The 23556-nt window shown below is 66.2% G+C and carries 22 protein-coding genes; 8 read left to right on the top strand and 14 right to left on the bottom strand.

What is annotated here, in order from left to right; translation table 11 throughout:
• Positions 1-158: 158 nt before the first annotated feature.
• The 9 genes from HMPREF9710_RS24080 to queE form a co-directional block, all read right to left on the bottom strand.
• Entirely contained in the window at positions 159-476 is a 318-nt protein-coding gene (locus HMPREF9710_RS24080) for a hypothetical protein (protein WP_005670826.1), read from the bottom strand.
• An 18-nt stretch (positions 477-494) separates the two neighbouring features.
• Complete coding sequence (gene nadC, locus HMPREF9710_RS24075; RefSeq protein ID WP_005670825.1) at positions 495-1358, bottom strand: carboxylating nicotinate-nucleotide diphosphorylase; 864 nt, start codon at positions 1356-1358, stop codon at positions 495-497.
• Positions 1355-2494, bottom strand: a complete 1140-nt coding sequence (gene nadA, locus HMPREF9710_RS24070) for a quinolinate synthase NadA (RefSeq protein ID WP_005670824.1) — start codon at positions 2492-2494, stop codon at positions 1355-1357. The genes nadC and nadA overlap by 4 nt, the downstream gene beginning before the upstream one ends.
• A 69-nt stretch (positions 2495-2563) precedes the next feature.
• Positions 2564-4162: an ABC-F family ATPase gene (locus tag HMPREF9710_RS24065; RefSeq protein ID WP_081590003.1), complete on the bottom strand. Its 1599-nt coding sequence runs from the start codon at positions 4160-4162 to the stop codon at positions 2564-2566.
• A gap of 97 nt (positions 4163-4259) precedes the next feature.
• Positions 4260-5177, bottom strand: a complete 918-nt coding sequence (ldcA, locus tag HMPREF9710_RS24060; RefSeq protein WP_005670821.1) for a muramoyltetrapeptide carboxypeptidase — start codon at positions 5175-5177, stop codon at positions 4260-4262.
• On the bottom strand, positions 5174-6103 hold the full coding sequence (locus HMPREF9710_RS24055) for an alpha/beta fold hydrolase (protein WP_005670820.1): 930 nt from the start codon (positions 6101-6103) through the stop codon (positions 5174-5176). The genes ldcA and HMPREF9710_RS24055 overlap by 4 nt, the downstream gene beginning before the upstream one ends.
• A 176-nt stretch (positions 6104-6279) precedes the next feature.
• The gene (gene tadA, locus HMPREF9710_RS24050) at positions 6280-6804 is read right to left on the bottom strand and encodes a tRNA adenosine(34) deaminase TadA (RefSeq protein WP_051205216.1); all 525 of its coding nucleotides are present in this window, start codon (positions 6802-6804) and stop codon (positions 6280-6282) included.
• Complete coding sequence (queD, locus tag HMPREF9710_RS24045; protein WP_005670817.1) at positions 6804-7247, bottom strand: 6-carboxytetrahydropterin synthase QueD; 444 nt, start codon at positions 7245-7247, stop codon at positions 6804-6806. Before queD ends, tadA begins: the two co-directional genes overlap by 1 nt.
• Before the next feature lie 15 nt (positions 7248-7262).
• A complete protein-coding gene (queE, locus tag HMPREF9710_RS24040) occupies positions 7263-7898 on the bottom strand; it encodes a 7-carboxy-7-deazaguanine synthase (RefSeq protein ID WP_005670815.1) in 636 nt (211 codons plus the stop codon).
• Positions 7899-8070: 172 nt separating this feature from the next.
• On the opposite strand from queE, the gene HMPREF9710_RS24035 reads away from it, so the two are divergent.
• The 3 genes from HMPREF9710_RS24035 to HMPREF9710_RS24025 all read left to right on the top strand — a co-directional run bounded on the left by HMPREF9710_RS24035 (position 8071) and on the right by HMPREF9710_RS24025 (position 13180).
• Entirely contained in the window at positions 8071-9114 is a 1044-nt protein-coding gene (locus tag HMPREF9710_RS24035) for a sensor histidine kinase (RefSeq protein WP_005670813.1), read from the top strand.
• A gap of 142 nt (positions 9115-9256) precedes the next feature.
• Positions 9257-10231: a sensor domain-containing diguanylate cyclase gene (locus tag HMPREF9710_RS24030; RefSeq protein WP_005670811.1), complete on the top strand. Its 975-nt coding sequence runs from the start codon at positions 9257-9259 to the stop codon at positions 10229-10231.
• Positions 10232-10309: 78 nt separating this feature from the next.
• On the top strand, positions 10310-13180 hold the full coding sequence (locus tag HMPREF9710_RS24025) for a M16 family metallopeptidase (RefSeq protein WP_005670809.1): 2871 nt from the start codon (positions 10310-10312) through the stop codon (positions 13178-13180).
• Positions 13181-13255: 75 nt separating this feature from the next.
• Here HMPREF9710_RS24025 and HMPREF9710_RS26795 read toward each other — a convergent pair whose 3' ends face one another.
• The 3 genes from HMPREF9710_RS26795 to HMPREF9710_RS24010 all read right to left on the bottom strand — a co-directional run bounded on the left by HMPREF9710_RS26795 (position 13256) and on the right by HMPREF9710_RS24010 (position 16625).
• Positions 13256-15313, bottom strand: coding sequence for a hypothetical protein (locus tag HMPREF9710_RS26795; RefSeq protein WP_005670807.1), 2058 nt, complete (start codon positions 15311-15313; stop codon positions 13256-13258).
• Positions 15314-15563: 250 nt separating this feature from the next.
• Entirely contained in the window at positions 15564-15827 is a 264-nt protein-coding gene (locus HMPREF9710_RS24015) for a hypothetical protein (protein WP_005670805.1), read from the bottom strand.
• Between the two features lie 9 nt (positions 15828-15836).
• Positions 15837-16625 (bottom strand): DNA/RNA non-specific endonuclease, encoded by a 789-nt coding sequence (locus HMPREF9710_RS24010; RefSeq protein WP_005670803.1) that lies wholly within the window; start codon positions 16623-16625, stop codon positions 15837-15839.
• A gap of 205 nt (positions 16626-16830) precedes the next feature.
• On the opposite strand from HMPREF9710_RS24010, the gene HMPREF9710_RS24005 reads away from it, so the two are divergent.
• The 5 genes from HMPREF9710_RS24005 (at position 16831) to HMPREF9710_RS23985 (ending at position 20675) form a co-directional block, all read left to right on the top strand.
• Positions 16831-17223, top strand: a complete 393-nt coding sequence (locus HMPREF9710_RS24005; protein WP_005670801.1) for a hypothetical protein — start codon at positions 16831-16833, stop codon at positions 17221-17223.
• Between the two features lie 126 nt (positions 17224-17349).
• The gene (locus HMPREF9710_RS24000) at positions 17350-17610 is read left to right on the top strand and encodes a DUF5985 family protein (RefSeq protein ID WP_005670799.1); all 261 of its coding nucleotides are present in this window, start codon (positions 17350-17352) and stop codon (positions 17608-17610) included.
• 4 nt (positions 17611-17614) lie between these two features.
• The gene (locus tag HMPREF9710_RS23995) at positions 17615-17884 is read left to right on the top strand and encodes a DUF5985 family protein (RefSeq protein ID WP_005670797.1); all 270 of its coding nucleotides are present in this window, start codon (positions 17615-17617) and stop codon (positions 17882-17884) included.
• An 85-nt stretch (positions 17885-17969) separates the two neighbouring features.
• Positions 17970-18230, top strand: coding sequence for a hypothetical protein (locus tag HMPREF9710_RS23990; protein WP_005670796.1), 261 nt, complete (start codon positions 17970-17972; stop codon positions 18228-18230).
• Positions 18231-18329: 99 nt separating this feature from the next.
• A complete protein-coding gene (locus HMPREF9710_RS23985) occupies positions 18330-20675 on the top strand; it encodes an ATP-binding protein (RefSeq protein ID WP_005670795.1) in 2346 nt (781 codons plus the stop codon).
• A 62-nt stretch (positions 20676-20737) separates the two neighbouring features.
• Here the strand turns inward: HMPREF9710_RS23985 and HMPREF9710_RS23980 are convergent, their stop codons facing one another.
• Both HMPREF9710_RS23980 and HMPREF9710_RS23975 read right to left on the bottom strand, forming a co-directional pair.
• Positions 20738-21916, bottom strand: a complete 1179-nt coding sequence (locus HMPREF9710_RS23980; protein ID WP_005670793.1) for a glycosyltransferase — start codon at positions 21914-21916, stop codon at positions 20738-20740.
• Between the two features lie 396 nt (positions 21917-22312).
• On the bottom strand, positions 22313-23551 hold the full coding sequence (locus HMPREF9710_RS23975) for a hypothetical protein (protein WP_229409927.1): 1239 nt from the start codon (positions 23549-23551) through the stop codon (positions 22313-22315).
• Positions 23552-23556: the final 5 nt, after the last annotated feature.

Raw genomic sequence — 23556 nt, 5'->3', positions numbered from 1 at the left:
TTATTTCTCACCGGTCCTTCTGATATGTGAACTTGGTGTGAGTTTATGGCTTGGTAATCGAATTGTATAGCGCGCTCAGCGGTAGAGTTCCAGTACCAAAAGTTCAGTTGGTTTAGAGATTCGGCTGGCAAAATCACAATGTCGCAGGATGGTGGATATTAGCTATTCCCCAGTTTGATCGCCAAGCCAGCGATCAGGCTGCCCGCCATCGCCAGCGACAGCACGGCGTGCACCGTGGTCGAGCCGATCGAGGACGCCTCGGCCGAATCGTCGCGCTTGAGCGCCATGGCGCGGCCCAGCACGACCGGGCGCAGGAAGCCGCGGATGCCGACCAGCAGCATGCCGATCCCGAAGAACAGCTCGCCCTTCATGCCGTACATGATGCCGTCGAGGAGCTGGGGCACGCCCAACAGCAGGCCGAAGCCGAGCCAGAACAGGCGAAAGCCCAGCGAACGTTTCAACTTGGTAGTCGTCATGGATGTCGTGATGAGGGATTACAGGATGCGCAGCGAGTAGTCGGTCGCGCGCACGTCCTTGGTCAGGCTGCCGATCGAGATGCGGTCGACGCCCGTTTCGGCGATCGCGCGCACGGTCTCCAGATTGATGCCGCCCGAGGCTTCCAGCAGCGCGCGGCCGGCATTCACCTTGACCGCTTCGCGCATGCGCGCCAGGTCGAAGTTGTCGAGCAGGACCGACTTCACGCCGCCGGCCAGCGCTTCCTCGAGCTGGGCGATGGTCTCGACCTCGATCTGCACCGGCGCGCCGGAATCCAGCCTGGCCGCCGCCTGCAGCGCGGCCGTCACGCCGCCGGCCGCCGCGATATGGTTTTCCTTGATCAGGATGCCGTCATACAGCGCCATGCGCTGGTTCTTGCCGCCGCCGACGCGCACCGCGTATTTCTGCGCCAGGCGCAGGCCCGGCAAGGTCTTGCGGGTGTCGAGGATCGCGGCATTCGTGCCCGCAATGACGTCGACGTAGCGGCGGGTGGCGGTCGCCACGCCAGAGAGCAGCTGCATGAAGTTCAGCGCGCCGCGCTCGGCGGTGAGCAGCGAGCGCGGATTGGCGCGGATCGTGCACACCGTCGAGTCAAGCGCCATGAGGTCGCCCTCGGCGTAGTGCCAGTCGATCTCGGTATCCTGGTCGACCGCCAGCATCAGGCCCTCGAACCATGGCGCGCCGCACAGCACGGCCGCTTCGCGCACGATGACGCGCGCCGTCACCCGGGTGTCGCTTGGTACCAGCTTGCCGGTCAGGTCGCCAGTGCCGACGTCTTCCAGCAGCGCGGCCAGGATGTTCTGCTCGAAGGCGGCCTGCAGCTTGTCGTCGAACTGGGCGTGTGGGTTTTTCAGTGTGGTCATGCCGGTCCTACCCCCGAGAACATCGGGGCATTGTTTTCCAGTTTGCCGGTGGGCAGCGCCTTGGCGCGCCTGGCGGCGGCGAAGTCGAGCATGCGGTCGATCGCCCGTTTCGCCTGCAGGCCGACCGCCGGGTCGACGTGGATCTGGTTGGCGCCCGATTCCAGCACCTCGGCCAGGTTGCGCAAGCCGTTCATCGCCATCCACGGGCAGTGCGCGCAACTCTTGCAGGTCGCGCTGTTGCCGGCGGTCGGCGCCTCGATGAAGGTCTTGCCCGGGGCGGCGATGCGCATCTTGTGCAGGATGCCGTTGTCGGTGGCGACGATGAAGTGGGTCGCGTCCATGGTCTGGGCCGCGTTGATCAGCTGGGTGGTCGAGCCGACCGCGTCGGCCTGGGCCACGACGTTGGCCGGCGACTCCGGGTGCACCAGCACCTTGGCGTTCGGGTATTCGGCCTTGAGCAGGTCGAGCTCGATGCCCTTGAATTCGTCGTGCACCAGGCAGGAACCCTGCCACAGCAGCATGTCGGCGCCGGTCTTGGCCTGGATATAGGAACCCAGGTGGCGGTCGGGCGCCCACAGGATTTTCTTGCCCTGGGCGTGCAGCTCGGCCACGATGTCCAGGCCGATCGACGAGGTCACCATCCAGTCGGCGCGCGCCTTCACGGCCGCGCTGGTGTTGGCGTACACGACGACGGTGCGGTCCGGATGCTGGTCGCAGAAGGCCGCGAACTCGTCGGCCGGGCAGCCCAGGTCGAGCGAACAGGTCGCGTCGAGGTCGGGCATCAGGATGGTTTTCTCGGGGCTGAGGATCTTGGCGGTCTCGCCCATGAAACGCACGCCGGCCACCACCAGGGTCTGGGCCGGATGGTCACGGCCGAAGCGCGCCATTTCCAGCGAATCCGAAACGCAGCCGCCGGTTTCCTCGGCCAGGTCTTGCAGGTCGGCGTCCACGTAGTAGTGGGCCACCAGCACCGCGCCCTTCTCTTTCAGCAGGCGGCGGATGCGTTCCTTCAGTTCGGCGCGCTCGGCCATTTCCGGCGCGCTCGGGACTTTCGCCCAGGCCTCGGCGGTGCAGGCCATGCCGGCCTGGGGCCGGTCGTATTCATAGGTCTTGATTGGTACTGTCACGGCATTCATGCTCGCGCGTCTCCTCGCGTTAGCGGGGCCGCGGCCCCGCCCTTCTTCGAATCGATGTCTACCTGTCGATCAGTCGATGCCCTGGCTGCGCAGGTATTCCTCGTAGTTGCCCTGGAAGTCGACCACGTCGTTCTCGCGGATTTCGATGACGCGGGTGGCCAGCGAGGACACGAACTCGCGGTCGTGCGAGACGAAGATCAGGGTGCCGGCGTACTTGTCGAGCGCGATGTTCAGCGATTCGATCGATTCCATGTCCATGTGGTTGGTCGGCTCGTCCAGCAGCAGCACGTTGTGACGGCCCAGCATCAGCTTGCCGTACATCATGCGGCCCTTCTCGCCACCCGACAGCACCTTGACCGACTTCTTGACTTCGTCGCCGCCGAACAGCAGGCGGCCCAGGATCGAGCGCACGGCCTGGTCGTCGTCGCCCTCTTGCGTCCACTTGCCCATCCAGTCGGTGAGCGTTTCGCCGCTGGCGAATTCCTCGGTCGGATCCTGCGGCATATAGCCCGGATTGGCGTTCTCGGCCCACTTCACGCGGCCGGTGTCCGGCTGCAGGCCGCACAGGTCGCCGCCGATCGAACGCAGCAGCGTGGTCTTGCCCGCGCCGTTGGCGCCGATGATCGCGATGCGCTCACCGGCCTCGACCATGATCGAGAAGTTCTTGAACAGCTGACGGTCGTAGGCCTTTGAGATGTTCTCGGCTTCCACCGCCAGGCGGTGCAGCTTCTTCTCGCCCTCGAAACGCACGAACGGGTAGGCGCGCGAAGAAGGCTTGAATTCCTCGATCTTGATCTTGTCGATCTGCTTGGCGCGCGAGGTCGCCTGGCGCGCCTTCGATTTGTTGGCCGAGAAGCGGCGCACGAAGTCTTGCAGTTCGGCCACTTTTTCCTTGGCCTTGGCGTTGTTCGCCAGCTGCTGGTTGCGCGCCTGGGTCGAGGCCAGCATGTAGTCGTCGTAGTTGCCCGGATAGACCTTCAGGGTGCCGTAGTCCATGTCGGCCACGTGGGTGCAGACCTGGTTCAGGAAGTGACGATCGTGGGAAATGATGATCATGGTGGAGTTACGCTCGTTGAGCATGTTTTCCAGCCAGCGGATCGTGTTGATGTCCAGGTTGTTGGTCGGTTCGTCGAGCAGCAGGATATCCGGATTCGAGAACAGGGCCTGGGCCAGCAGCACGCGCAGCTTCCAGCCCGGCGCCACGGCGCTCATCGGGCCCTGGTGCAGCTCGGTGGCGATTTCCAGGCCCAGCAGCAGTTCACCGGCGCGCGCCTCGGCCGAGTAGCCATCGTATTCGGCCACTTTGCCTTCGAGCTCGGCGGCCTTCATGTAGTCGTCGTCGGTCGCTTCCGGGTTGGCGTAGATCGCATCGCGTTCGGCGATCGCGTTCCACAGCTCGGTATGGCCCATCATGACGACGTCCAGCACGCGCACGTCTTCGTAGGCGAACTGGTCCTGGCGGAGCTTACCGAGGCGCTCGCCCGGATCGAGGCTGACGTTGCCGGCGGACGGCTCGAGGTCGCCGCCCAGGATCTTCATGAAGGTCGACTTGCCGCAGCCGTTGGCGCCGATCAGGCCATAGCGGTTGCCCTCGCCAAATTTGACGGAAATGTTCTCGAACAGCGGCTTGGCGCCGAATTGCATCGTGATATTGGCTGTGGATAGCACTGTATTACCCCAAAAAGCATATTTGATTAACCGGCTATTCTACCATTCTGCGCCTTGCCAGGCGAATAAGGGTGGATTCCGGACAGTGGCGCGCGGATCAGATGCGGCGCAGGGTCGGATAGTCGGACAAGGTCAGGCGGAAGCCGTCGGCATCGGACACCAGGTGACCCTGGGCGCCGAACGGAATGGTGACGCGGCGCTCGATGTGGCCGAAGGAAAGGCCCGTCAATACCGGCAGCGGCAGCGTCTGGCGCAAATAGGCCAGCATGGCGTCGAAGTCGTAGCCATTGTCCATCGGCCCCAGGCGATAGCCCGAAAAGTCGCCCAGCACCACCGCCTGCTGGCGCTCGAGCACACCGGCCTGCATCAGCTGCAGCATGAGGCGCTCGATGCGGTACGGATGTTCGGCGATATCTTCGAGCCACAGGATGCCGTCGTCGATGCGCGGAAAGTATGGCGTGCCGACCATGGCGCCGATCATGGCCAGGTTGCCGCCCCAGACGGCGCCGCGCACGTCGATCTCCGGATTGCCGGCCGCGCGCTCGCTGATGGTATGCGTGGGGCCGGCCAGGCAGGCCCAGAAATCGTCGAGCGTGAACGCGACCGGTTCGACTGCGCCGAAGTCGCCCGCGATCATCGGCCCGGCATAACTCAGGCCGCCCGCCTTCGCCATCAGGCCCATGTGCAGGGCCGTCAGGTCGGAAAACCCGACCACGATCTTGCCGCTGGCGGCGATCGCCTCGAAGTCGATGCGCGGCAGCAGGCGGCTGATGCCATAGCCGCCGCGCAGGGCAATGATGAGGTGCACGCCTGGATCGGCCACGGCGGCGTGCAATTGTTCCAGGCGTGCGTCATCGGTGCCGCCGAAGCGCTGGTGGGTGCAGCTATGGTCGTAGTAATTACGCACCAGGAAGCCCTGCCCTTCGAGGCGCGCGATGGCGCGTTCGAGCGCCGATGGCTCGGGAATGCAGCCGGCTGGCGCCACGATGGCGATGCCGGGACGGGAAGTGATCACTGTTTGACGAAGAGCCGGGGTGTTGAATCTGGCAACATCTTACCCCGCGCATGGGAGTCGATCAAGGCAAGGATGCGCTCGACCAGCTGGGGCGGCAAGTCGTGGCCCATCCCTTCGATGATCTCGAGCCGCGCGCCATCGATGTGGCTTGCCACGTCGCGGCCGCAGGCCGCGGGCAGCAGCGGATCGGCGGCGCCGTGGATGACGAGGGTCGGCGCCGAGATCGCCGGCAGCAGCGCGCTGCGGTCACCGGCGGCAAGCAGCGCCAGCATCTGGCGCGCACTGCCGCTTGGGCAATAGCAGCGTCGCATGGAGCGCGTGACGCGCTTGCGCAGCTGCCGGTCCGGGGTCGGATAGGACGGACTGCCGAGCAGCCGCAGCAGCCCGACGGCGTGCTCGATGACGCTGTCGAGATCGGTGGGATCGGCGGGCTGGCTGGCCAGCGCCTTGCGCACCGCCGCGCCCGGCCCAGGCAGGCCGCGCCGGCCGCTGGTGGACATGATCGAGGTCAGGCTCAGCACCCGCTGCGGGTGGCGCGCCGCCAGCTGCTGGGCGATCATGCCGCCCAGCGCCGACACGCCGACCAGGTGGGCCCGGGCCACGCCCAGCGCCGACAGCACGCCGAGGGCGTCGGCCGCCATGTCGTCGATGCCATAAGGCGAGCGCAGCGGCCAGCCAAGGGCGGCCTTGATGCGCGCCAGCGTGAGGTTCGGCGTGCCGGCCTGTTCGAACCTGGTCGACAGGCCGCTATCGCGGTGGTCGAAGCGGATCACGTAAAAGCCGAGCTCGACAAGGCCTTCGACGAAGTCGTCGGGCCAGTTGGTCAGCTGCATGCCGAGGCCGTGGATCAGGAGCAGCGGCGCGGCTTTGGGGTCACCCGCGGTGTCGAAGGCGACGCGCAGGCCATTGGCGTGGAGGGTGGGCATGACGGCAGGTCAGGAGCGCGTAATGTGGCGCCAGCCTGGCGCCGATGCTGTTCGTGGTTCACATCCCTAGGGTCGGACGGCCGTGCCGTCATGGCGACTTGAAAACAGCATAACAGCTAATTGGCGCGGATGGCGCTCCGCCTGACGGAATGCGGCTGGGGGAGCATCCTCCCCGCTCAGCCCTGGATGGCGGCGGGCTTGCGCGCCGCGTTGCGGCGTTCCACGAAAAAGGCCTTGAGCAAGGCGCTCGCCTCCTCGGCCATGACGCCGCCGACCACCGCGGTGTGGTGGTTCAGCCTGTCTTCGGCGAACAGATCGACGACCGAGCCGCAGGCGCCGGTCTTGGGGTCCAGCGCCGCGTACACCACCTTGGCCAGGCGCGCATGCATCATCGCCCCCGAGCACATGATGCAGGGTTCCAGCGTCACGTACAGCTCGCAGCCCGGGAGCCGGTAATTGCCCAGCTTTTCGGCGGCGGCGCGCAAGGCGACGATCTCGGCATGGGCGGTCGGGTCGTGGCCGCTGATCGGCTGGTTGAAGCCGGTCGCGATGACCTCGCCATCCTTGACCACGACCGCGCCGACCGGCACCTCGCCCCGGTCCCAGGCCAATTGCGCCTGGGCCAGGGCCAGCCCCATATAGCGCCCGGCCGCCGCATCCGGCGACGCGTTCCCGGTGGCCTGGAGGGTCGAATCCGGCATCATTCCGTGATCTCGGCCCAGCAGTTCGGGGTTTCGTGCAGCACCAGCTTGTGCAGGCGGAGGCCCGTGCCGTAGCGGTCGATGAACACGGCCTTCAGGATGTCGAACGCCACCTGGGCCAGGTTCTCGACGGTCGGGATGCGGTCGATCACGATCGTCTTGTGGTCCGGCAGCGATGCCAGGAACTCACGCACCTTGTCATCCTTTTCGTACACGATGAAGGCGTGATCCCACACGTCGACCAGGTGCTGCTTAGCCAGGGCCTTGACGTCGGAAAAATCCATGATCATGCCATTGTCGGAATTGCCGTCGGAATCGATCACCTGGCCCGTCAGAGTAATCTCAAGGGTATAGCGGTGCCCGTGCAGGTTGCGGCACTGGCTCTTGTGGTCGGGAATCCGGTGTCCGGCATCGAATTCAAGCTTGCGGGTAATGGTCAACATGCTGCGTGTGGATCTTTAAGGAATCTGAAGAAGTTTATGGGTCTGGAGGCTGAGCTTCCATTTCGGGTTGGCGCGGCAGGTCTCGATCGCCAGCTGGAGGTTGCGGGCGGCCAGCGGGCCGTCCATCGCCTGCACGTAGAAATGCTCGAAATCGAGCCCTTCATAGGCGGCCAGGTCTTGCCCGACCTGCGGGATGACGACCTTGATCTCGCTGCCTTTATGCACCGCCAGGGTCGAGCCCATCTTGGGGCTGACGCAGATCCAGTCCACGCCTTCCGGCACCGGCAGGGTGCCGTTGGTCTCGATGGCGATGGTGAAGCCGCGCGCATGCATGGCGTCGATCAGGGGACGGTCGAGTTGCAGCAGCGGTTCGCCGCCGGTGAACACCACGTATTTGCTGGCCGGATAAGTGGCTGGCCACAGGCTGTCGATCTCGGCCGCCAGCAGGTCCGCTTCCTTGAACTTGCCGCCGCGTTCGCCATCGGTGCCGACGAAATCGGTATCGCAGAACTGGCACACGGAGCTCGAGCGGTCGGCTTCGCGCCCGGTCCAGAGGTTGCAGCCGGAAAACCGGCAAAACACGGCCGGCCGCCCAGCATGGGCGCCCTCGCCCTGCAAGGTGTAGAAGATCTCTTTGATGCTGTAAGTCACGGTAAGCCTCTCGTCAACCTTCCATTATAGCGCGCCGGGCGCCGTGACGCTGCGGTTGCCGCCGTTCCACAAAACGTGTCGCATAACAGCTGCTTGAGAAGAAACAATATTCCTACAGCAGGACGGCGGTATGGTCCTACGGAATGTTCCGAATCCGGTAAGAGGGCGACTCATGAAAAAGTCTTCGGTTCTCCTAGTGTCGATGTGCTTGCTTGCTCACCGCGCCGAGGCCGGCGACGCGCATGCGCTGGTGCCGCTGCCCTGGCGCAGCGCGGCGCCGGAAGTGCTGGCCAGCATCATGGTCACGCTGGCCGCCCTGGTCCTGGCCTATATCGGCCTGCGCCGCAGCGTCACCAGCGATGAACGGGCGCGCGCGCTGCAGCACCAGCTCGAGGCCGAGCGCGAGGCGCGCTGCCAGGCCGACCAGGCGCTGGCCGACAACCACGACGTGCTGTGCCGCCTGGTGCGCCAGCACGAAGGCGTGCGCGAAGGCGAGCGGACCCGGATCGGCGGCGAGTTGCAGGCCGAGCTGGGCCGCCGCTTGTCGAGCCTGCGCGATGACATGGCGAGCCTGCGCGACTGCGCCCAGGCGACGCCCGCTCCGGTCCTGCTGGCCCGCGTCGACCGCGCGCTGGCCGGCATCGACGGCGCCATCCAGGCGGTGCGCGCCGTCGCCGGCGGCCTGCGCGGCGCCCATCCGGAAGACCGCCTGCGCCAGGCGCTGGAGCGCTGCCTGGCCGAGCATGCGCACCGCCACGGCCTGCGCTACCGCTTCGAGGCCGGCGTCGATCCGAGTTCGCGCGCCGGCCAGGACCGCGCGGCGCGCCTGGCCGTGTTCCGCGTGCTGCAGGACGTGCTGGCCGGCGCCGCGCGCAGGGTCGGCCATGGCGGTGATGCGCAGGAGCGCGGGCACGAGGGTGAGCAGAAATGCGAGCTGCATGTGCGGCTGCTCGAAGGGGCCAGCACGCTCGGCCTCGAGATCGACGGCTGCGCCGGCTCGGTGGACGACGTCGCCGCCCTGCCCGCCGAGCTGGTCGAGCACATCCGCGCCATGGGCGGCGTGCTGCGCATGGTCGCCACCGGCGAGCGGCGCGCCCGCTGCTTGCTCTCGGTGCCGGTGCGCAGTGTGGTGCAAGATCCACTACGCCATTCCCTCCACGATCCGGTGCACGACCCGGCGTCGGTCGCTCCCGCCATCATGGCGAAGGTGGCCTGACGCGCCCAGCGTTGCAAAATGCCACCTCGCCATTGTCCTTGCTGAAAATCAATGGCCTGAACCTGCGCAGGTTGCAGAATCGGTCCCTAGCGGCAACTCACCGGTTGTCGCTCTCCGACACCGCAACCACAGAGGACGGCTCATGAGCGCACCCAGCACCGGCACAGGCCCGACAGCCCTGGTCCAGGACGTGGCATTCGTGGGGCAATTGATGGAAAGCCTGTCGGTGCCGGTCTTCGTGCTGGGCACCGACGCCCGCGTCATGATCTGGAACCGCGCCTGCGGGGAGCTGACCGGTGTGCCGGCGCCGGAAGTGCTCGGCACCGGCGACCACTGGCGCAGTTTCTACGAGATCCAGCGCCCCACCCTGGCCGACCTGGTGCTCAAGGGCCGGCGCGACGAGGTCCGGCCGCCCCCTGGCGTGGAGGGCCATTGTCCCGGTCCGCTGTCGATCGAGAGCTGGTGCGACATGCCGCGCGCCGGCCGGCGCCGCTACCTGGCGGCCGACGCCAGCCCGATCTTCAATGCCAGGGGCCAGCTGTCGGCGGTGGTCGAGACCCTGCGCGACCTCACCGACGCCAAGATGGCGCAGATCGCGCTCGAGCAGCTGGCCACGCGCGACGGCTTGACGGGCCTGGCCAACCGGCGCTGCTTCGACGACACCCTGCATGCGGAATGGACGCGCGCACTGCGCCAGATGCAGCCGCTGTCGCTGCTGATGGTCGACGTCGACAACTTCAAGGCGTATAACGATGCCCATGGCCACCTGGGCGGCGACGAGTGCCTGAAGCGGGTGGCGCGCGCCGTGGCCAGCGAGATGCGGGCCAACGACCTGGTGGCGCGCTACGGCGGCGAGGAATTTGCCGTGATCCTGCCCAACCAGTCGCTGAAAGGCGCGGCCATCGTGGCCGAGCGCATCCGCTGCCGGGTCGAACAGCTGCAACTGCCGTGCCGCTTCGCCGCCGGCCACGTGACGGTGTCGATCGGCGCCGCCACCGCGATCGCCGGGCCCGACAACCATGCCAGCCAGCTGGTCGCGATCGCCGACGCCGCCCTGTACCGCGCCAAGCACCTGGGGCGCAACCGCATCAGCCTGCCGATGACGGAAGCCGCGTAAAGACGGGCATTCCTACGGCTGTTCATTCCTTGGTGGATAGACTATCCTTCGCGATTGTCTATTTCCCAAGGAGACATTGTGTTTCAATCGACCCTGTCGCGCACCACGCTCGCGACATTGATTTCCGGCGTGCTGGTGGCGGGCGCCGTCCATGCGGCGTCGGCCACCCCCACGGCCGCCAAGGCCGCCACCGGTGGTGACGTGCTGCCATTCAAGGCAACCGAAAAACTGCTTCCCAACGGGCTGAAGGTCATCGTGGTGCCGACCGGCTTCCCCAACCTGGTCTCGGTGCACATCCCGGTGCAGACCGGGTCGCGCAACGAAGTCGAACCGGGCAAGTCGGGCTTCGCCCACTTCTTCGAGCACATGATGTTCCGCGGGACGCCGACCTACCCGCCCGAAAAATACCAGGAAGTGATCACGAAGGCCGGCGCGCGCCAGAACGCGTATACCAGCGACGATCTCACCAATTACTACACCACCTTCGCCAAGCAGGACCTGGAAACGGTGCTGAAGGTCGAGGCCGACCGCTTCCAGCACCTGTCGTATCCGATCGCGGCCTTCAAGACCGAATCGCGCGCCGTGCTGGGCGAATACAACAAGAACAGCGCGAACCCGATGTCGAAGCTGTTCGAGGTGCAGCGCGACGCCGCCTACACCACCCACACCTACAAGCACACCACGATGGGCTTCCTCAAGGACATCGAGGACATGCCCAACCAGTACGATTACTCGAAGGTCTTCTTCGACCGCTGGTATCGTCCCGAAAAGACCACCATCATCATCGCCGGCGACGTCGAACCGTCGAAGGCGATCGCCATGGTCGAGAAATACTGGGCCGGTTGGAAGCGCGGCGCCTTCACCTCGAACGTGCCGGTCGAACCCGCGCCGCGCGGCGCCCAGTACCGCCACGTGGCCTGGCAGACCCCGACCCTGCCGCTGGTGACGGTCGCCTGGCGCGCCCCGAGCTTCGTCGCCCGGCAGAAGGAGCAGGCGGCGCTGTCGATGGCGCTGTCGCTGTCGTTCGGGCGCACCTCGCCGCTGTACAAGCGCCTGGTGCAGGACGAGCAAAAGGTCGACCAGCTGTTCGACTTCACCCCGAACCGGGTCGATCCGACCCTGGCCACCGTCGGCGCGCGCGTGAAGAATCCAGCCGACGCATTGATGGTGCGCGACGCCATCCTGCAGACGGTGGCGAAACTGCGCGACGAACCGGTCAGCAGCCAGGAACTGGAAGCGGCCAAGTCGGCCCAGAAGTATGGCCTGATCCGCTCGCTCGACAACACCGAGGCGATCGCCTCGACGCTGGCGTCCTACGTGCATTTCGAGCGCTCCTACGGCACCCTGAACGGGTACTACCGCGCGATCGACAGCTTGACGCCGGCCGACCTGCAGGCCGCCGCCCGCAAATACCTGGTCGACGACAGCATGGTGGTCACCACCCTGTCGCATGAGGCGCTGCCGAAGGGCATCGAAGCGTTGCCGAAGCTGGCATCGTTCGCCCCTCGGGAGGTTGATGCGAAGTTCGACGTGCTGGTGCAGAAGTCGGCCTTGCCGCAGATCCGCTTCAAGCTGCTGTTCGCCGCCGGATCGAGCCACGACCCGAAGGGCAAGGAAGGCCTGGCCGCCCTCACCGCCGCGATGGTGGCGGCGAGCGGTTCGCGCGAGCGCAAGATCGACGAGGTGACCAAGTCGCTGTTCCCGATGGCCGGCAGCTTCACCGAGCAGACCGACAAGGAGATGACGACCTTCACCGGCACCATCCACAAGGACAACTGGGACCAATTCCTCGGCATCGCCATGCCCCTGCTGGTGGACCCGGGCTTTCGCGAGGAAGATTTCCGGCGCCTGAAGGACGCCCAGCGCAACGCGCTGGTGCTGGACCTGAAGGACAACAACGAGGAGGAATTCGGCAAAGAGCGGCTGCAAGCGAATGTGTTCGCCGGCACCGGCTACGGTCATCCTGTGCTCGGCACCGTCGCCGGCATCGACGCCATCACCCTGGATGACGTGAAGGCCTTCTACGCCAAGGCGTATACCCGGGGCGCGGTGAAGGTCGGCATCTCGGGCGACGTGTCGGAAGCGATGACGGCCTCGCTCAAGGCGCAGCTGGCGCGCCTGCCGCAAGGCGCGGGCCTCCCCGCGACGGGCGTGCCGAAAGGCCGCATGCCGAATGGCCTGGAAGTGGAGATCGTCGAGAAGAACACGCGCGCCACCGCGATCTCGTTCGGCCTGCCGCTCGAAGTCACGCGCAAGCACCCGGACTTCGCCGCCCTGTGGCTGGCCAAGACCTGGTTCGGCGAACACCGCTCCTCGAGCGCCCACCTGTACCAGCGCATCCGCGAAGAGCGCGGCATGAACTATGGCGACTACGCGTATATCGAAGCCTTCCCGCGCGGGATGTTCCAGTTCTTCCCGAACCCCAACCTGGGCCGCAAGGCGCAGCTGTTCGAGGTCTGGATCCGCCCGGTGGCGCCGCAGAACGGCCACTTCGCGCTGCGCGTGGCGCTGCACGAACTGGGCAAGATGGTCGATGGGGGCATCAGCCAGGCCGACTTCGAGACCACCCGCGACTATCTGCTGAAGAACGTGTTCGTAATGACCGCGACCCAGGACCAGCAGCTGGGCTATGCGCTCGATTCGCAGTGGTACGGCACGCCGGACTTCACCGCCATGATGCGCGACGCCCTGTCGAAGCTGAGCGCGGCCGACGTCAATGCGGCGATCAGGAAGCACCTGTCGGCCAGGAACCTGTCGGTGGTGATCATCACCAAGGATGCGGCCGGCCTGAAACAGGCGCTGGTGAGCGACGCCTTCTCGCCGATCAAGTACGACGCCAACAAGCCGCAGGCCTTGCTGGACGAGGACCAGCAGATCGGCTCGATGAAGCTGAACATCAGGCCGGAGGCGGTGACCATCACGCCGGCGGCGCAGGTGTTCGCCAGGTGAACCGGTAGAGCAACAGGTGTAGTGCCATGAAAAGCGGCGCCCGAGGGCGCCGCGTTCATTTCCCGAGGTGCGGGCTTAACGCATCATGCGATCCCAGCCGTGACGCACGGCCGATTTCATCTTTTCCCAGGTCGACTGGTCGGCCGGATAGCGGGTATCCCAGTCGCTGCGCAGGTCGGTCTCGACGTCGTTCCACGGACGGCCGCGGTACTTGTCGTTGAGCGCCATTTCCGAGCCGTAGCTGTAGGCCGGACGGTATTCGTCATAGGCCTCGCCGGTGGCGCCATACACCGAGTTCCAGTGGTTGCGGTAGTAGGCGTCGTTATCGCCGTCGGTCATGCGGTCCCAGCCGCGACGCACGGCGGACTTCATCTTGTCCCAGGTTGATTGCTCACCCGGATAGCGGCGATCCCAGTCGCTGCGCAGGTCGGTCTCGACCGCGTCCCAGCTGCGGCCGCGGTACTGGTCGTTGCGCGCCATTTCCGAACCGTAGCTGTAGGCCGGGCGGTACTCGTCGTACGAGCCGCCGGCGGCGCCGTAGGTCGAGTTCCAGTGGTTGCGGTAGTAGACGTCATCGTCGTTGTCGTCCGTCATGCGGTCCCAGCCGTGGCGGACGGCGTTCTTGACGCGATCCCAGGTCGACGGTTCGCTGGTGTCGCTGCCGGTGGTGCTGAAGTCGCGGGTGCCGTCGATGCGGTTGTCCCAGCCGGTGCGCAGGGTGCCCTCGACGTCGTCCCATGGCTGGTTACGATACATCTCGCTGCGGCGCATCTCGCTGCCATAGGCGTATGCCGGCTTCAGTTCCTCGAACTTCGTGCCGCTGCTCGCATAGGTACTGTCGTAGTGGCTGCGGTACTGGTCGTCGTCGTCGTCGCGGGTCATGCGTTCCCAGCCGTGGCGCACCGCGGCCTTCATCTTTTCCCAGGTCGATGGCTCGCCGCCGGTGGCGTGGCGGCTGTCCCAGTCGCTGCGCAGGTCGGTTTCGATGTCGTCCCAGGCGCGGTTGGTGTAGCGGCCGCTGCGCGCGGCTTCGCTGCCGTAGCTGTAGGCCGGCAGGTAGTCGTCGTAGGACGCGCCGGTGGCGCCGTAGGTGGTGTTGAAATGGTTGCGATAGTAGGTATCGTCGTCGTACGAACCCATGGTGCTCGAGGCCGAACCCGCGCTGCCGCCCAGGCCCAGGGCGGCGTCCGACTGGCCGCGCGAGAAGATGCGCACGCCGCTGCGCTGCTTGTCCAGGCTGGCGCTGCCGCCCGCCAGCGAGCCGGTCTGGGTGTCACGCTGCAGCGAGTCGCTGCGGATCGACCCTTCCAGGGCCGAGCCCTGGATGGACGAGGTGCTGCCCGCCGATGCGGTGTTGCCCAGGTTCGAACCCTGGGCGGCGATGCGGTCGTTGTCCAGCTGCGCGCTGCCGGCCGCCAGGCCGCCCTGCTGGCTGCCGTCGAGCGGCGCGTTCTGCAGCGGGTCGTCGCGCAGCGTCGAGCTTTGCAGCGAGGTGCCGCCGGTGGCGGTCAGGCCGCTGCTGCCCAGCGATTCCTGGTGGGTGCCGCCGACGGTCTGGCCCTGGTTCAGGGAGCCTTGCTGGAACAGCGGGCGGTCGCCCGGATTGTCGAGTGTGGGCGTCGGCGCCGCCTGCGCATTGCCGAGCGAGCCCGACTGGGCCGACATCGACGACGATTGCTGCATGCCGGCACTGCTGCCCATGCGCATGGCGCCGGCGCTGATGCCGCCCGTTGCGAGGTCCGGGGTTCCGGTGGCGTTCTCGTCGATGTCGGTCGGGCCGTAGCGCTCGACGATGTCGGCGGCGCGCTCGACTTCCGGCAGCGAGGCGGCGACCACGGTCAGCACATGGTGGCCGCGGGTGACGGCGCCCTCGTAGCGGCTCACGTGTTCCGCATTATCCGAACCAAACAGGTCGCTGAAGAAATTCTTGATGCTGGCGGTGATGCCGGTGTCACCGTCCGCGCTGCGTTCGGTGTCGAGGTCGGAACGGCCGGACACGCTGTCGGTCTGACCGGTCGGGTCGGCGTTGGACAGGCGGACGTCGGTACGGGTAAAGCCCGACGACAGCAGTTCGTTCATGGCGTTCTGCGCATCGGTGCGGTTGTCGAACACCGCGACAAGGGTATGTTGCATGGTCGTTCCTCCGAAAAATGGTGGTACTGGCGCCGGCGACGAGACTGCCGCTCGTTTGCGCTTTATTGTCAAGATTACTCCAATACTGATGGGGCTCGCACACCATTGACCGTTGGAAAGATCATGTCAGAACAAGGCGAAATGCGGCGTCGGACCACCTACGGATGAGCACGTAGGCGCAGGACGACAGGCGGAGGAAAGCCGGGCGGACGCCCGGCATGGACAGCGCACCGGAACCGGCGCGCCGTGCTCAGGCGAACGGGTTGTCGATGGTCTTGACCTCGGGCGGCGGCAGCGCGTCCGGCAGGTCGCGCGCCTCGAGCACGGCCACGATCTCGCCAAGAAGCGCGTGCAGGCGGCGCGCCTTGTCCAGCCCGGGCACGTCGGCGGTCAGGTCGACGTCGCCCGAGATCGTGATGCGGTCGACGCGGTTTTCCAGCATCAGGTCGCCGATGCCGGCGACGTCGGCTTCGTTGGCGAACGGGGTGAACGAGGTTGGTTTCTTCTTGCTCATGGCGTTCCTTTACGATCGGTTCTTGCGCTGCTTGATCTTGGGCAGGCGCAGCATGCGTTCTTTCTGCTTTGCCGACAGGGACGGCAGCAGTTCGATGCCGACGATGCGTTCCAGCTCGGCGACCGGCACCACATTGATCGGCGCATCGGCGCGGTTTTCGGTGAACCAGGCCGCGGCCAGCTTCTGGCGCGGACTGTACACCACCTTGTACAGATGGCTCGGCACGATGACGTTGCCGACCTTCTTCAGGCTGGCGCCGAGGAAGGCCGGGCCGGTGATCACGTACAGCTCCCCTTCCTTCTTCGCCATGGTGCGCACCGCGCCCTCGATCGGCGCCCAGATGTGGCGGTTGTGGTCGCGGTCTTGCGGGACCATATTGGCCAGCGAAAAGCTCTCGCGCTGGGTGCGGCGGTCGGGCATATTGGCGTTCGGCGCCAGGTGGCCGCGATCGAAACCGCTGCGCGCATAGTCCGACAGCTCGGCGCGCTGGCCGCGCGGCAGGCGCCCCTCGGCGTGGAACTTGTCGTCGCGGTCCAGGCCCTGGGCCCGCTTGAGGTTATCGGCGCGCACGTATTCGGCCGACCACAGCGGCGTGCGGGTCACGCCTGAATGCATGACGCCGAACACGCCGTAGCACAGCTCGCGCGTGGATTTCGCCAGTTTCTGGTTGTGGATCTCGGGCGCGCGGCCGTCGAGGTAGTGGACAGGACAACTGTCGGCCTGCGCCGCGCCGGCGGACAGCAAGGCGCCGGCGACGGCGAGGCGGGCAAGAAGTCTGCCCAGGGTGGAGCGAAGCATGATTGAACGGCAATGGTGAAGAAAGCGGGCATTTTAGCTGAGCAGGTGCTCCTGAGCATTAACTTTGCATTGATCGGCGCGCGCGGCGATACCCATGACACTGCGCACCGGGTGCGCACGATTGCATGAGCAATTCCTCACGGAATGTTTTAAAATTAACGCTTTCTCAATAAGATTTTCCATTTGGGAAACAAGTTCGCCACGAATGACCCACCCGCCAATCCCGGAAGATCTACGCCGTTTCGTCCTGACGAGCGTTCCTTCCGTGCCCTTCCTGGAAGCCTTGCTGCTGCTGCGCGCCGACCCCACCCAGCAGTGGGAAAGCGCCATGCTGGCCAGCCGGCTCTATATCCGTGAGCGCGTGGCGGGCCAGCTGCTGTCCGATTTATGCAAGGCGGGCATCGCGCAGCCCTGCGATCCGCCGGCCGCCCACTGTTATCGCTACGAGCCCGTCAGCGAGGCCCTGCGCGAACGGATCGATCGCCTGGCCGACCTGTATGGCCGGCACCTGGTGGAGGTCACTCACTTGATCCACTCCAGCCTCGAGCGCCAGGCCCAGCAGTTCGCCGACGCTTTCCGCCTGCGCAAGGACGAATGAAGGGAAGACGCGGCCACTGATCTGCATGCAATAAACTGGATGTCGTAGTCAGACACAAATTAGACGCAAAGAGCCGGCGCCGGGCGCCGACAAGAATGATGAGCATACCCTTCGGGACGATGTGATATGGGCGAAGTGATCTATACCCTCTGCATGCTGACCGCGCTGACCTGCGCCGTGCTGCTGTTCGCCGGCTACCGGCGCACGCGGCTGCGGCTGCTGTTCTGGAGCGGCGCCTGTTTTGCGGGCATGACCTTGAATAATCTCTTGCTGTTATTGGACAAGGTCGTGTTTCCCACCCAGGTCGACCTGCTGCCCTGGCGCCAGGCGAGCGCGCTGGTGGCCTGCCTGCTCCTGCTCTACGGCCTGATCTACGAAAAGGACTGAAGCGATGACCAATCTGCTGGCCGGCGCCATCGCCATGGCTTCCCTGATCATCGCCCTGTTCTTCCTGCGCTTCTGGCGCGCCAGCGGCGACCGTTTCTTCCTGTATTTCGCCCTGTCGTTCGCGATCGAAGGGCTGCACCGCGTGTATGCGGTATTGCGCGACGGCGGCGGCGAGGATTCGCCGCTGCACTACCTGATCCGGTTATTGGCCTATGGCTTGATCTTGTGGGCCATCCTGGAAAAGAATTTGCCGCGCAAAAAGCGGGGCCCGTGAGCGCCCGCACGCGACGCTCGCGTGCGCCCGGCGCAGGGGCCCTGCGCCATAATCGGACCATGTCTACCATTTCATGGAGGTCCACATGAGCGCTCCCGATCACTCTGACCGCAAGCAGGACGTTCCGGTTCCCGCCGGAGGCCAGGACAACCGTTCCGACAACCTGTTGCCGGGCGACGAAGGCGCCGAGGACGGCCGCTTCGACGTGGCCGAAGAAGTGAACCTCGACCAGCATTCCGACGAGGCGCGCCGCATCGGCCAGGCGCCGTCGCAGGGCATCGCCGACGCCGTTCCCGAGGCGCTGCGCACGCCGGTGCCCTCGCAGCAGGTGCCGGACAAATCCTGACAGGGGGCGCCGGCGCACCGAAAAAGCGCAAAATCGTTGACATGGCCCGGCGACACACTTAGATTGCCGAAATAACCATAACCAATTTTCCGGGCCAAGATGTCCCTGACTGACACCATACCGCACGCCAGCCACAGGCGTGTTCTTTTCATCTGCAAGCGCGCGATCGACGACCCGATCGTCAACCAGGTCTCGCGCGAACTGGACCAGGCCATCGTGCGGGCGACCACCCAGTCCGACGGCCTGGAACAGGCCCGCAAGGGCGATTTCGCCCTGATCCTGGTCGGCTTTTCGGGCGACGCCGAGGGCATGCTCGCCACCATTCGCGCGGTGCGCGCGAACCCGCGCTCCAGCCGCACGCCGATCGTGGCGCTCGGCCTGCCGCAACCCCTGCCCTTCCCCCAGGAATTGCTGTACGACGCCGGCGCCATCGCCGTGCTTACCGAACCGCTCTCCCCCACGATCCTGCGCGCCAAGGCGCGTTTCTACATCGAGGCCTTCAACAGCCAGGAAGAGCGGCAGCGGGCGGAGACGGCACTGGAGCAGACCCGTTCGCGCCTGGAACGCATCGTCGAGGCCGCCGAGCTTGGCATCTGGTCGTGGGACATCCTGCAAGACCGGGTCCGGGCCGACGCCCGCATGGCGGCGCTGTTCGGGGTTGCAGAGGAGCGGCGCCTGGACGCGCCGCTCGCCACCTACCTGGCGGCCTTCCATCCGGACGACATCGAACCGACGGTGGCGCAGATCAATGCCGCGATCGACGGCGAAGGCCTTTATGCCGCCACCTACCGCATCCGGGCGGACGCCGGCGGCTGGCGCTGGATGATCGCGCGCGGCCACGTCGAGTATGACGACCATGGCGCGCCGTGCGAGGTGCACGGGGTGGTCATGGACGCCACGCGCCAGCGCGAGGCCGAGCAGCAGCTGCGCGCCACCGAAGAGCGCTACCACACCGTGTTCGACTCGATCGACGAAGGCCTGTGCGTGATCGACATGATCTACGACAGTGAAGGCCAGCCCTGCGACTACCTGTTCGTCGAGGCCAATCCGGCCTTCGTCAAGCATACCGGCCTGCTCGATGCGGTGGGCAAGACGATCCGCCAGCTGGTGCCCAACCACGAGCAGCACTGGTTCGACACCTATGGCCGGGTGGCGCAAACCGGCGAGGCGGTGCGCTTCGAGAACGAGGCGCGCGGCCTGCACCGCTGGTACGACGTGCACGCGACGCGGCTGGGGCCGCCCGAACGGCGCCGGGTCGCGGTGCTGTTTACCGACATTACCGAACGGCGCCGCTCCGACGCCGCGCTGCGGCGCATGGCGGCCGACCTGTCCGAAGCCAACCGCCTCAAGACCGAGTTCCTGGCCACCCTGGCGCACGAACTGAGGAATCCGCTGGCGCCGATCCGCAGCGGGCTGCAGTTCATCCGGCGCTCGCCCGCCGACCGCGAGGCTGTCAGCCGCGTGCACGACATCATGGAGCGCCAGCTCGACCACCTGGTGAACCTGGTCGACGATCTGCTGGACGTGGCGCGCATCACGCGCGGCCAGGTCGAGCTGCGGCGCGAGCGGGTCGAGCTGGCGACGGTCCTGACGGCCGCGGTCGAGACCAGCATGCCGCTGATCGAGGCGGGGCGCCACGCTTTCGACCTGCGCCTCCCTGACGAAGCCCTGGTGCTCGACGCCGACCCGACCCGCCTGACCCAGGTGGTGAGCAATCTGCTGAACAATGCGGCGCGCTATACGCCCAAGGGCGGACGCATCGCGCTCGAGGCCAGGCGCGATGGTGACGAGGCGGTGGTGACGGTGACCGACAACGGAATCGGCATCGCGCCCGAGGCGCTGGAAGAGGTATTTCGCATGTTCACCCAGGTCGGGCAGGCGCAGCAGCCAGGATCCGGCGGGCTCGGCATCGGTTTGTCGCTGGTGCGCAGCCTGGTCGAGCTGCACGGCGGCAGCGTGAGCGCATCCAGCGCCGGCACCAATGCCGGCAGCGTCTTCACGGTGCGCCTGCCGCTGCTCGCCGCTGCACAGGCGGCGCTCGCGGACCAGGACGGGACGACCGGAACGACGCCCGAGGCCGCGCCGACGGGGCGCAGCGTGCTGGTGGTCGACGACAACCGCGACGCGGCCGAGACCCTGGCCGCCCTGCTCAATATGATGGGCCACCGCGCGCCGGTGGCCAACGACGGCCGCCAGGCGCTGCGCATGCTGCCCAGCCTGATGCCGGACGTGGTGTTCCTGGACCTCGGCATGCCGGGCATGTCCGGCTACGAGGTGGCGACGGCGATCCGGGAAGACGCCCGCCTGGCGGGCATCCGGCTGGTGGCGTTGACGGGATGGGGCGGCGAAGCCGACCGGGCCAGGACCAAGGCGGCGGGGTTCGACCAACACCTGACCAAGCCGGCGACGGTGGAGGCGATCGAGGAAGTGCTCAGGCGGGTATGACCCCGCCTGTGCGGGGACGACGTGTCAGGGGGCCAGGCCGGGTTCAAGCGGCCTGGATCCAATCAGCCGACCTGGGCCACCGGCAGCGTTTCGGCCGGCATGCGCGCCGCTTCCTGGCTGTTGGCGAAGAAGCGTTCGACCTTGTTGCCCGGGACGGCGTTGCCGATCAGCTCGTGCATGCGGCTGGCGGTCAGGTCCCACGAGGTGCCGGCCACCACTTCGCGCATGCGTTGCACCATGGCCTGGCGCGCGTCGTCGCTCAGCGCCAGCTGGCGCTCGCAGGCGGCGATGAAGTCGCCGTGCGACTCGGCGATCTCCACCACGTCGCCATACGGCACCTTGACGTCGGTGATCGGGGTCGACACGCATGGCAGCTCGGCCGCCATGTATTCGAGCACCTTGGTCGGGCTGATGAACTTGGTCGAATCGTTCATGGCGAACGGCAACAGGCAGACGTCCCAGCCGGCCAGGAACTGCGGCAGCTGGTCATAGGTGCGCTGGCCCATGTAATGGACGTTCGGCTGCTTCGGCAGGGTCGCCGGGTCGATCTTGACGACCGGGCCGACCAGCACGATCTGCCAGTCCGGATGGGCGTCGGCCATGCTCGAGACCAGGTCGACGTCGAAGCGCTCGTCGATCACGCCGTAGAAGCCCAGGCGCGGATGCGCGATATGGGCCTGGTCCGGGTGCGAGATGGCGCGATCCTGTGCCTGGCGGAAGTGCTTGGCGTCGACGCTGCTCGAGAAGCAGTGGGCATTGGCGTGGCGGTCGCGTTTCGACTGGTACAGGCTCGGGCCGCCGGTGAAGACGACATCGGCGATGTTCAGCAGCGCGCTTTCGCGCTGCAGCAGCTGCTTCGGCGCATTCTTGAACATGGCCAGCTCGTCCATGCAGTCATAGATCACCTTGGACGGCTTGAAGACCTGCAGCAGCGGCAGCGCCATCGGGGTGTAGAACCAGACGATCGGGGCCTCGTCCTTGGGCACCAGGTTGGCCAGCAGCGCCTGCAGGGTCGGCAGCTGGTCGTCGTGGAAGCCGAACTGCTGGATCGGCGTGTGCGGACGGCAGACGGTGATGTTCGGTGCGACGTCGGTCTTTTCCAGACGTGCCTCGCCCTCGGTGTGCATCGGCTCTTCGATGAAGAGGATGTTGTAGTGTTCGGCCAGGCGGGTCATCAGGTGCTGGGGACGCTGGAACACGAAATCCCAGCGGAGGTGGCAAAACACGATCAGGGTCGGCATGTCGATTTCCTTTCGCCTCGGCGGCGTTCTAGTAGTTGGCAAGTAAAACCGGACCGGTCCCTCTCTCTCTCACAAGGCCGTGGCGGCGCCCGGGAAGCCGGTCTGACCACGGAATCGTATCATGCAATTTTCCTAATATTTTCAGTTGTGCAGAGCAACATTGCACCAGATGTAACTAAATATTGCCGCCCTACTGCTGGGCCTCATAGGGAGAGTCCGTCTGGGAGGCAATTTTTTGTAAGGGGCCTCCTACACCAACACAGGAAAATCCACTACGAAAAAACGGCAAAAACTTTACTGTTTGCACTGAAATCGGGGGCCGAAATCGCCGGTTTACCGCCCCGACGGCCGAAATCGGGGGGGGCGGGGCGTTGCGGACGGTTCGAAAACGGGGCGTCAGGCGGGGTGATAAGGCTCGGCGCCTTCGGCGTGCCCGTCGGCGCTGAACCCGGCGGCAATCGATACGCCCTCCAGGCCGAGCGCCAGTAGTGCATCGCACAATTCGTCCACCTCGGCGGCCAGGTCGGCGGCCAGGTCGACCGGCTTTTCGACGGTGCCCCACGGCTGGCCGCCGTCGAGCGCATACAGGTTGGCGCGCAGAACCACGTGCTCGCCCATGTCCAGCGGCGCCACCGCGGCGTGCACCGCGTCCGGCGCCAGGTCCTTGGCTGCCAGCAGGCGCTTGGCCTCGGCCAGCACGCCGAGCGTCGCCAGTTCGGCCACGCCCTGCTCCTTGGCGCCGTAGAACAGGTCCTGGTACAGGAAGTTCAGCTCCAGGCGGTCCGGCTCGCGCGCGAGGGCTCGCGCCACCAGCGGGGCCACCGCCTCGGTCCAGGCGCGGTAGCGTTCCATGCGCGCCGCGAAATAGGCGTCGCTGCCCGCTTCGTCCTGCGGGACCCGGTAGAACGGATCGTCGGCGCGCTTGAGCGAGAAGCCGAGCAGGAAGCGCAGCTCGAGCGCCGTCTCGTCGGGCGCCACCGGCTCGCCGGTCCAGCCGCGCATGCTGGCCTCGATGGTCGGCGCCGGCTGCAGCTTTTTTTCGAGCAGCGAAGCGGCGGCTTCGCGCAGCATCTGGTGCAGCGTGCCGTAGGCGATGTGATCGATCTCGGCCAGGTCGTAGGCATGCTGCAGCAGCACCACTTTCGCGCCCTTGCTGTCCAGGCCGTGCTCCTGGAAGCTGGCCGAGAGACGCTCGAAGGCGTCAAGATCCTGGAAGTTCTCGCGCCCGTCCAGGCCGCCGCGGCTGCGCACGAACAGCGGCACCAGGAACGCGTCGATCTCGACTTCCGGACCGTCTTCGCGCCGGATGCGCAGGGTGGCGGCTTCTTCTTCCACGCGCGCGCGCAGCAGGCGGCAGGCCAGCGGATCGGTGTAGCGCGCCAGTTCGATGGCCTCGTACAGCACCTCGTCGTGCTTCTTGCGGATCGCCTTGCGCACCAGGCTGGCCAGGGCCTCGGCCTGTTCGTCGCCTTGCGCCGCTTCGTCCTCGCGCTCGGCGATCTCGAGGGCCATGTCGGCCATCAGCCGCGCCTGGGCATCGGTGTCGGGTTCGCGCGTGTTGTTCGAGGTGCGGGGTGCGGGACGCTTGTTCTTCGGCATAGTGTGGACAAAATAGATGGAGGTTCGAGCCGGCATGGTAA

Source organism: Massilia timonae CCUG 45783 (assembly GCF_000315425.1).
GTDB lineage: Bacteria > Pseudomonadota > Gammaproteobacteria > Burkholderiales > Burkholderiaceae_D > Telluria > Telluria timonae.
The sequence above is the reverse complement of the archived record's forward strand: the minus strand, read 5'-3'. Positions and strand labels throughout refer to the sequence as shown.